General features: G+C 43.4%; 8 protein-coding genes. All 8 read left to right on the forward strand.

The genetic code is table 11. The annotated features are described in order from the left end of the window. The first annotated feature begins 91 nt into the window (after positions 1 to 91). Positions 92 to 1,300 (forward strand): MFS transporter, encoded by a 1,209-nt coding sequence (locus ACW12G_RS04450; protein WP_455647373.1) that lies wholly within the window; start codon positions 92 to 94, stop codon positions 1,298 to 1,300. Between the two features lie 91 nt (positions 1,301 to 1,391). Next, complete coding sequence (gene gtfA / locus ACW12G_RS04455) at positions 1,392 to 2,846, forward strand: sucrose phosphorylase (RefSeq protein ID WP_029509643.1); 1,455 nt, start codon at positions 1,392 to 1,394, stop codon at positions 2,844 to 2,846. 63 nt (positions 2,847 to 2,909) lie between these two features. Next, positions 2,910 to 3,566, forward strand: a complete 657-nt coding sequence (locus tag ACW12G_RS04460; RefSeq protein WP_455647374.1) for a DedA family protein — start codon at positions 2,910 to 2,912, stop codon at positions 3,564 to 3,566. 46 nt (positions 3,567 to 3,612) lie between these two features. After that, a complete protein-coding gene (locus tag ACW12G_RS04465; protein WP_455647375.1) occupies positions 3,613 to 5,313 on the forward strand; it encodes a phospho-sugar mutase in 1,701 nt (566 codons plus the stop codon). Between the two features lie 120 nt (positions 5,314 to 5,433). Further along, the gene (rplS, locus tag ACW12G_RS04470; RefSeq protein ID WP_010001800.1) at positions 5,434 to 5,793 is read left to right on the forward strand and encodes a 50S ribosomal protein L19; all 360 of its coding nucleotides are present in this window, start codon (positions 5,434 to 5,436) and stop codon (positions 5,791 to 5,793) included. A 361-nt stretch (positions 5,794 to 6,154) separates the two neighbouring features. Next, the gene (gene dinB, locus ACW12G_RS04475) at positions 6,155 to 7,240 is read left to right on the forward strand and encodes a DNA polymerase IV (RefSeq protein ID WP_455647376.1); all 1,086 of its coding nucleotides are present in this window, start codon (positions 6,155 to 6,157) and stop codon (positions 7,238 to 7,240) included. Positions 7,241 to 7,303: 63 nt separating this feature from the next. Then, a complete protein-coding gene (locus ACW12G_RS04480) occupies positions 7,304 to 8,296 on the forward strand; it encodes a DHH family phosphoesterase (protein WP_029509647.1) in 993 nt (330 codons plus the stop codon). 24 nt (positions 8,297 to 8,320) lie between these two features. Beyond that, positions 8,321 to 9,070, forward strand: a 750-nt coding sequence (locus tag ACW12G_RS04485; protein WP_010005872.1) for a DEAD/DEAH box helicase, incomplete at its 3' end; no start/stop codon positions are given.

The following is a 9,070-nucleotide window of genomic DNA, read 5'->3' on the forward strand; positions in this document are numbered from 1 at the left end:
GGATATTATAATTACTTGTGTAGAAATGCACAAAGCCTGTTTTGTTTGAAAAAATTGGAACCGGTTTTAATCAGATTTTGAGGAGAATGTCATGAGAAGTCAGGATAAATGGCTCACTAAAATTGCCTTTTTAGGTATTTCATTTATGTTAACAAGTGCTTACGCCATCAACGGTGCCTTGCCACAAATGGCAGAAGCCCTTGGCGTTACGGCAACGGAGGCGCAAGCGTTATCAACAACACCATCTATCTTTGTGACGATATTTGTCCTATTTAGTGCTTTTATCGCAGCAAAGTTGGGGGATAAGAAGACAATTGCGCTGGGGATGATTTTGGTCGGTGTTGCAGGTGCGGTGCCATTGTTCGTCGCATCTTATCCCGTTATTTTAGTATCACGCATGGTCCTCGGGGCTGGTTTAGGTATTTTCAATTCATTGGCTGTGTCAATGATTGCAGTGATGTACCAAGGCCAAACGCGAGCAACGATGTTGGGCTGGCGTGCTGCGGTTGAACAAATTGGTCAAGCAGTTTTGACGTTTATTGCCGGACTGTTGTTGGCCTTTGGTTGGCAAATGACTTTCTTGGTTTATCTCTTAGCCTTCCCAATTCTTTACCTCTTTTATCGTCAAGTGCCTGAAACATCAGACATGATCAATGAAGCAGAGGCGGAAGCAGAAGCAAAAGATGACAAGGCAACGCCAGCTATTCGTCCAGCAACTAAGATGAGCCCAATGGTTTGGGTCTTGGCATTCTTTGCAGCCTTCTTGGTAATTGACTATATGGCCATTCAATTGAGTTTCCCATTCATGGCTCAAAATGTTGGGGTTAACGGTATGGTGGTTTCAACGATTCTTTCCTTCATGCTGGTTGCGGCTATGATGGGTGGTATCTTGTATGGGACAGTTCAAAAAATCTTTGGTCGTTATACGTTACAGGTTGGCCTATTGTTGATGGCGGTCTCAAACTTCTTAGTGGCCTTTTCAAACCAAAATTTTATTATTTTGACAATTGGGGTTTTGTTGATTGGTTTCCCAATGCAACTGATCTCACCATTTATTTTTAGTCAATTACCACAATTGGCACCTTTGAAAAAGCAACCATTGGTCACATCAATTATCTTGATTGGCTTTAACGTTGGCGTGTTCGTTGAACCATTTGTCTTGTCACTGATGTCGGGTATTTTGGGAAATCCAACACGTAATGCGGATTCCGCAGCTTATACAACAACACCGGTTTTGGCCTTTATCCTACTTGGTTTAACGGTTATCACCTTGATTATCAACCGCAAAAAGAAGGCTTAAAATCATATTGGGCGCCAACTTGCGGCGCCATACAAGTAGCATGAACTGAACAATAAACAGCGTAATTAAGCGTAAATAAAGGAGAACGAACATGAAAAAGCTCACCAATGAAGTGATGCTCATTACATATGCTGACTCACTTGGTAAGAATTTGAAGGAATTAGATCAAGTGTTGTCAAATGAATTGGATGGTGTTGTTGGTGGTGTCCACGTTTTGCCATTCTTCCCATCAACAGGCGACCGTGGCTTTGCCCCTGAAGAATATGAAACAGTTGATCCAAAGTTTGGGGACTGGTCTGACATTGACAAGTTAGCTGAGAAGTACTACTTGATGTTTGACTTCATGTTGAACCACATTTCACCACAATCAAAGTATTTCCAAGACTTCTTAGAAAAGAAGGAAGACTCAGAATACTATGACATGTTCTTGAAGTATTCTGAATTCTGGCCTGAAAACCGTCCAACAGCCGAAGATATCGATTTGATTTATAAGCGTAAGGATAAGGCACCATTTGCGCCCGTAACATTTGCGGACGGCACAACAGACCAAGTTTGGAACACATTCGGTGACCAACAAATGGATTTGGATGTCACAAAGCCAGTGACAAAGCAATTCATCAAGGATTCATTGATTAACCTTGCCCGTCATGGTGCGTCAGTGATTCGTTTGGATGCCTTTGCTTACGCTATCAAGAAGTTGGATACAAACGACTTCTTCGTTGAACCAGAAATCTGGGACGTTTTGAACGAAGTACGTGAAATCTTGGCAGCAGAAGGTTCTGAAGTTTTGCCAGAAATCCATGAACACTACAAGATTGTGCGCAAGATTACGGATCACGACATGTATTCATATGACTTTGCGTTGCCATTGATTACGTTGTACTCACTTTATTCAGGTAAGACAAACCGTTTGGCTGACTGGTTGCGTCAAAGCCCAATGAAGCAATTTACAACATTGGATACACACGATGGTATTGGTGTTGTTGATGCCAAGGACTTGTTGACACAAGAAGAAACAGACTTTACAACGGAAGAAATGTACAAGGTTGGGGCTAACGTGAAGAAGATCTTCTCATCAGCAGCCTACAATAACTTGGATATTTACCAAATTAATACAACTTATTACTCAGCTTTGGGTAATGACGATGCCGCTTACTTGCTAGCACGTGCGACACAAATCTTTGCACCAGGTATCCCACAAGTTTATTACGTTGGTTTGTTGGCAGGTGAAAACGACCTTGAATTGTTGGAAAGCACAAAGGAAGGCCGTAACATCAACCGTCACTATTACGACCTTGAAGAAATTGCTGAAACAGTTAAGCGTCCAGTTGTGTCAAACTTGTTTGACTTGCTTCGCTTCCGTAACACAAGCTCAGCCTTTGATCTTGATGGTGAGATTAAGGTTGAAAACAACGGTGACAATGATTTGACAATTACACGTACATCAGCTGATGGTCAAACAACTGCCGTTTTGACAGCTGACTTTGCGACAAAGCAATTCAAAGTCACTGAAAACGATAAAGAAATTTTCAATACACAGGCTTAATGTAACCAAAGCGCTTTGGCGCTTTTTTTAGTATATAATTAAGGCAAGGAAAAGGGCCTGTCTATGATCATATTAGCTACAAACTTACCAACTGTCATTAATCATATTCTGTCAGCAGATCAAGCCTTTGCGTGGTCAAAATTTGTCGTGATGTTTCTGCTAATTTTTATTGAAACAGCCGGTATTGTCACGGGTTTTATTCCTGGCGATACGATTTTGACATCGGTAGGGAGTGTTGCAGGCTTACATCATAATCTGTGGGAGCTATTAGCAGATTGTTTGGTGTTTGGTTTGGCGTCACTTTGTGGTGATGCTGTGAACTACTGGTTTGGGGGCTTTTTAACCCGACAGATTGGTCGTATTCCCTTTTTAAAAAAGTATCTATCGGGCGGCGTCATTGATCGCTTGGCAGTCGATTTCCATCCCAAACGGTGGTTATTGTTCATTGTATTAGGGCGCTTTTTACCGTTTATTCGCGTGGCGGTACCATTGTTGGCGCAACGTTTGGGATTGCCTTTTGCCAGTTATATTAAAATGGCAGCGTTTGCTAGCTTTTTATGGGCGTTTACCATCACATCCCTGGGTTATTTTATCGGCCATTTGGCCATCCCGCACGAATGGCTCACGATTGGGCTGGTGGTCATAGCGGTTGCCTTGATTGTTGGGTTACGTTCACCAAAGTTACGACGCGCCGTCTTGAACTTATTACTTCGGAAATAGGTTGCTTTTGTTATAATTATGATGAGATAAGTTATAGGAGAAAATCATGCATTATCAAGAAACTTTAGCACAGTGGCAAGCGGCAGATTTGCCTGACTATTTGGCCGATGAGCTTGCCTCATATACACCAGAGCAGCAAGAAGAAGCTTTTTATCAAAATTTGAGCTTTGGAACAGCAGGTATGCGTGGTGTTTTGGGTGCGGGAACTAACCGAATGAACATCTTCACGGTACGCCAAGTTACCGAAGCCTTAGCGCGTTATATTGCGTCACAAGGGGAAGAAGCGAAAAAGCGTGGCGTTGTGATTAGCTTTGATTCACGCCATTTTTCACCTGAATTTGCAGCTGACGCAGCTAAAGTTTTGTCAGCACATCAAATCAAAGTCTATCTCTTTAGCAGCTTGCGGCCAACGCCGGAACTGTCTTTTGCTGTGCGAGAATTGGGGACATTTGCTGGTATCATGATTACGGCATCACACAATCCCAAGGAATACAATGGCTATAAGGTTTATGGTGAAGATGGTGGCCAAATGGTACCGGAAGCCGTTGATGCGGTTGTTAACGAATTAGCGGGCATTTCTGATATCTTTAATATTGCCCTTGATGAAGACCAAACTTACGTTGAAGTGATTGATCAAGCCATTGACGAGCAATATTTGGCAGCTATGAAGACAGTCACGGTTGATCCTGAATTGGTTGCTAAAGAAGGGCAATCGTTAAAGTTTGTCTACTCACCACTTCACGGCACCGGGCAATACATTGGGGAAAAGGCTTTGCAACAAGCAGGCTTTACCAACTATACGATTGTGAAAGAACAAGCTGTGATTGATGGCGACTTTCCAACTGTTGCCAAGCCAAACCCAGAAGATGCAGCGGCATTAGAAATGGCCATTGCTTACGCTAAGGAAACAGGTGCCGATGCGGTCGTTGCCACAGATCCCGATGCTGATCGGATGGGGGCTGCTGTTCGTTTAGCCGATGGAACTTTCCAAGTCTTGACTGGTAACCAAATTGCCGCTGTTTTGGTGAATTATTTGTTAACGGCTAAGCAAAACACCGGCACATTGCCAGATAATGGGGCGATTGTGACGTCAATTGTGTCGTCACGTTTTGCCTCAAAGATTGCTGAGAGCTTTGGCGTGACAACAGCTGATGTGTTGACTGGCTTTAAGTACATCGCGGCAACCATTGACGAATATGAAGCAACACAAGAAAAGACGTTCTTATTTGGTTTTGAAGAGAGTTTTGGCTACCTCGTTAAGCCTTTTGTCCACGATATAGTTGCCATTCAAGCCCCCGTGTTGTTTGCAGTAGTAGCGGCTTACTATAAGTCACAAGGCCAAACATTTGCAGATGGTTTGCAAGCCTTGTTTGATAAGTACGGCTATTTTGAAGAAAAGACGATTAGTTTGGACTTCCCAGGTGTGCATGGTAATGACGATATGGCAAAAATCATTGCCAAGTTCCGTGATCATCAACCGGAAACGATTGGAGGGATTGCTGTTAGCCGCGTGCAAGACTTCTCAACTGGTCTAGAAACTGATGCTGACGGCCAAGTCACAACATTGACACAGCCAAAAGCTAATGTCTTGAAGTATTGGTTAGCTGACGGCTCATGGGTGGCTGTGCGCCCATCAGGGACTGAACCAAAGCTGAAGTTCTATATTGGGGTCACTTCTGATTCACAAGCTGCTTCACAAGCCAAAATTGACACGATCACAGCAGATTTGATGACTTATACAAAATAGTGCTAGACATGGCATGAATTATTTGTTACACTAAGGAAAGCCGTAAGGCAATATTAACGACAATCCGCTGTGCGTTTAGCCTGAGGGCAAGTGTAAGATTGTCGGCTAGGAGAATGACCAATGCGTCAAAACAGTATTTTAGAAAACGTTACATCAGTACAATTGCGTTCTGACATCCCTGACTTCCGCGCTGGTGACACTGTTAAAGTGTACGCTAAGATCGTCGAAGGTTCACGTGAACGTATCCAATTGTTCGAAGGTGTTGTTATCAAGCGTAAGGGTGCTGGTATTCAAGCAACTTACACAGTGCGTAAGATCTCATCTGGTGTTGGTGTGGAACGTACGTTCCCATTGCACTCACCACGTGTTGATAAGATTGAAGTTGTACGCTATGGTGCCGTTCGTCGTGCCAAGTTGTACTACCTCCGCGCTTTGCAAGGTAAGGCAGCACGTATCAAGGAACGTCGTCGCGACGTATAATCCGAGAAAACACCCCGTGAGGTGTCTTTTTTATATTAAAATACCTGCAATTCCACCGGATTTTTTTGGGACACGGGAAAATAATATGGGATATGGACTTGTCATAGAGGCGTAATATAATAGCAAAAGTTGTGATATATGCAAAAATCGCATGAAGGTATATAATAAAAACATACTCAAAGATATTTGAGTTTCATTACTCCCCTAGTAATGTTTCAATCAGCCCCCCCAATTACTGATTGATAAATCGATAGCTACGGTTATCATCCCCTGACCATTGCCCTCTTCGGTCAGGGGTTTTTTTATGGCATTTGGCCACGTTGTGCGAACCTATGTTCGTTAAATGTGATAAGATAGGGATATGACAGAGCTTTTATTGACAACCGATACACGTAAAATTCTCCATGTTGATATCGATGCCTTCTATGCCCAAGTTGAGATGCGTGACAATCCGGCATTACGCCATCAGCCATTAATTATTTCGCGTGATCCAGCAGAAACTGGGGGTCGTGGGGTGGTGACGACGGCGAACTATGTCGCGCGCCAACTTGGCATTCATTCGGCCATGCGATCCGCAGAAGCGCGGCGTTTAGCGCCAGACGGGATCTTTCTGATCCCTGATTTTGCCAAATATAAAGCCATTTCTAAGCAAATTCATGCTGTTTTTCGGACAATTACGCCAAAAATTGAGCCGGTGGCGTATGATGAGGCCTACTTAGATGTGACCGACAATGCGTTGTCAGGCGCAATGCTGGCCGCACAGTTACGGCATGACATCTATAAACAAACACGATTAACTAGTTCGGTGGGCGTATCGTATAACAAACTATTAGCGAAGTTGGGATCTGAATTTAATAAGCCAAACGGCGTGACGGTGATTACGCCGGAAAACCGCCTGGCTTTTTTAGATCATTTACCGATTGGTGAATTTCGCGGGGTCGGTGAGAAAACGCAAGCTAAGTTAGCAGCCCTTAATGTACTTGATGGTGCCACGTTACGGCAACTATCACGCGAAACGTTAGTGGCGCAGTTTGGTAAGTTGGGTGAAAATCTTTATTGGCAGGCGCGTGGCGTCCATTTTGGTGAAGTCAAGTGGCAACGCCAACAACAATCAGTGGGTAAAGAGGAAACTTTTGCGCAGTTTTTACACCATGATGAACTGGTACGTGCCGAATTTAAAAAGTTAGCGAGTGGTATGATTGCGGCTTTGAAGGCTCGTGGGTTGGTTGGCCGGACGTTAAATGTTAAAATTCGGGATGAAAAATTCCATACCACAACCCGGGCAATCACACAGGTAGAACCTTGGTTGCTTGCTGAAGACCTCTTGGTGAATACAGCTCAAGCGATTTTTGATGAGGTGGTAACAGGCCCGTATGCCATTCGTTTATTAGGACTGTCAATGAGTAATTTACAGCCAAGCGGTTTTGAAGAAATGACCTTGTTTTAAACATGTTATACTAGTATACATATAGTCACGATAAATTTAAGATAACACGAGAAAGATAGATTAATGTCAGCAATTGAAGAACAAATATTAGCAGAAATAAAGCGATATGACACCATTATTATTCATCGCCACCAACGCCCGGATCCTGATGCGTACGGTGCGCAATTGGGCTTAAAGGCGATTTTAGAAGCTAGTTTTCCAGACAAGCAGATTTATGCAGTTGGGAAGGCTGTCCAAGGCTTAGCTTGGATGAGTGAAGATGACACCTTTATGGATGACGTGCCCGATAAAATGTATCGTGATGCGTTGGTCCTTGTGGTGGACACCGCCAATGCGCCACGAATCGATGATCAAAGATGGCCAAACGGATTAGAAATTATTAAAATCGACCATCATCCCAATGATGAACCTTATGGGGATTGGCAATGGGTTGAAGCAGGTAAATCAGCGACAAGTACGATGATTTATGAATTCTATGAAGCGCTCAAAGACCAAGGTTTGGTTATGAACGCTAAGGCGGCTCGTTTATTGTATATTGGTATTGTCGGTGATACTGGACGTTTCATGTACAGTATGGATCAAGAAACTTTCCGCGTGGTATCAGAATTATTTGGTTATGACTTCGATTACGAAGCTGTTTTGCACCATATGTCAACAATTTCGGAAAATGCTGCTAAATTGTCGGGTTATGTGCTGCAAAACCTCACGATTTTACCATCAGGATTTGCCTATGTGGTCTTAACCAAAGCACTCTTGGAACAATTTGATCTGCAAGATTCAGGCACGGCGTTTGTTGTGCCATTGCCGGCAACAATTGACAAAGTTAAGGCGTGGGCAATTTTTGAAGAACAAGATGAAGGCAATTATCGTGTGCGGCTCCGTTCACGGACGATCGTCATTAACAAAATTGCGAACCAATTTGAGGGTGGAGGCCATCCAATGGCCTCTGGTGCCTGGGCACAAACCGCTGAAGATATTGAACGTTTGATCAATAGTGTCAATGCTGCTTTGCTTGAACAAGGCGGCGACAAAGAAGTTACCTCAGCCACAAGCTGAGTAGAATGAAAGTAGAGAAAATTGATGGCAGAAACTGCAAACCAATTTGGACAATTTAATTTAAAACCAGAAATCATTATTGCGTTGACTAAGATTGGCTTTACCAAGCCAACCCCTGTCCAAGCAAAATTAATTCCAGCGATCTTGCAAGGCAAAGATGTCGTTGGCCAATCACAAACAGGTTCAGGGAAGACGCATACCTTTTTGATTCCCATTTTTAACCAATTAGAACAAGACCGCCAATACGTACAAGCAGTCATTACAACGCCGTCACGTGAATTGGCTGCTCAAATTACAAAAGCAGCCAAGGACTTTGCGTCACAGCTCAATCCCGATATTACAATTGCTGAATATGTTGGTGGGACAGATAAGCTCCGTCAAATCAAGCAGTTGGAAAACAACCAACCACAAATTGTTATCGGGACACCTGGCCGAATTAAAGATTTGGTTGAATCTGGTGCCTTGAAGCTACATGCTGTGCACACCATGGTCGTCGATGAAGCGGATATGACCCTTGACATGGGCTTCTTGACAGAAGTAGATTATATCGCCGGTGCAATGCCAAAAGACCTACAGACATTGGTCTTTAGTGCTACAATGCCAGAAAAGCTCAAGCCGTTCTTAAAGAAATATATGGCAAACCCGCTTTTTGAAGCGATTCCAGTCTCAACAGTCATTGCTGACACGATTGAAAATTGGTTGTTAGCCACAAAGTCAAAAGATAAAAACGATGTGATTTACCAAGTCTTAACGACGGGGAACCCTTATTTGGCC

The sequence above is a fragment of the Leuconostoc sp. genome (assembly GCF_965300815.1).

Coding starts and splice junctions, on each gene's coding strand:
- ACW12G_RS04450 (WP_455647373.1), top strand. CDS start 92: ATGAGAAGTCAGGATAAATGGCTCACTAAAATTGCCTTTTTAGGTATT.
- gtfA (WP_029509643.1), top strand. CDS start 1,392: ATGAAAAAGCTCACCAATGAAGTGATGCTCATTACATATGCTGACTCA.
- ACW12G_RS04460 (WP_455647374.1), top strand. CDS start 2,910: ATGATCATATTAGCTACAAACTTACCAACTGTCATTAATCATATTCTG.
- ACW12G_RS04465 (WP_455647375.1), top strand. CDS start 3,613: ATGCATTATCAAGAAACTTTAGCACAGTGGCAAGCGGCAGATTTGCCT.
- rplS (WP_010001800.1), top strand. CDS start 5,434: ATGCGTCAAAACAGTATTTTAGAAAACGTTACATCAGTACAATTGCGT.
- dinB (WP_455647376.1), top strand. CDS start 6,155: ATGACAGAGCTTTTATTGACAACCGATACACGTAAAATTCTCCATGTT.
- ACW12G_RS04480 (WP_029509647.1), top strand. CDS start 7,304: ATGTCAGCAATTGAAGAACAAATATTAGCAGAAATAAAGCGATATGAC.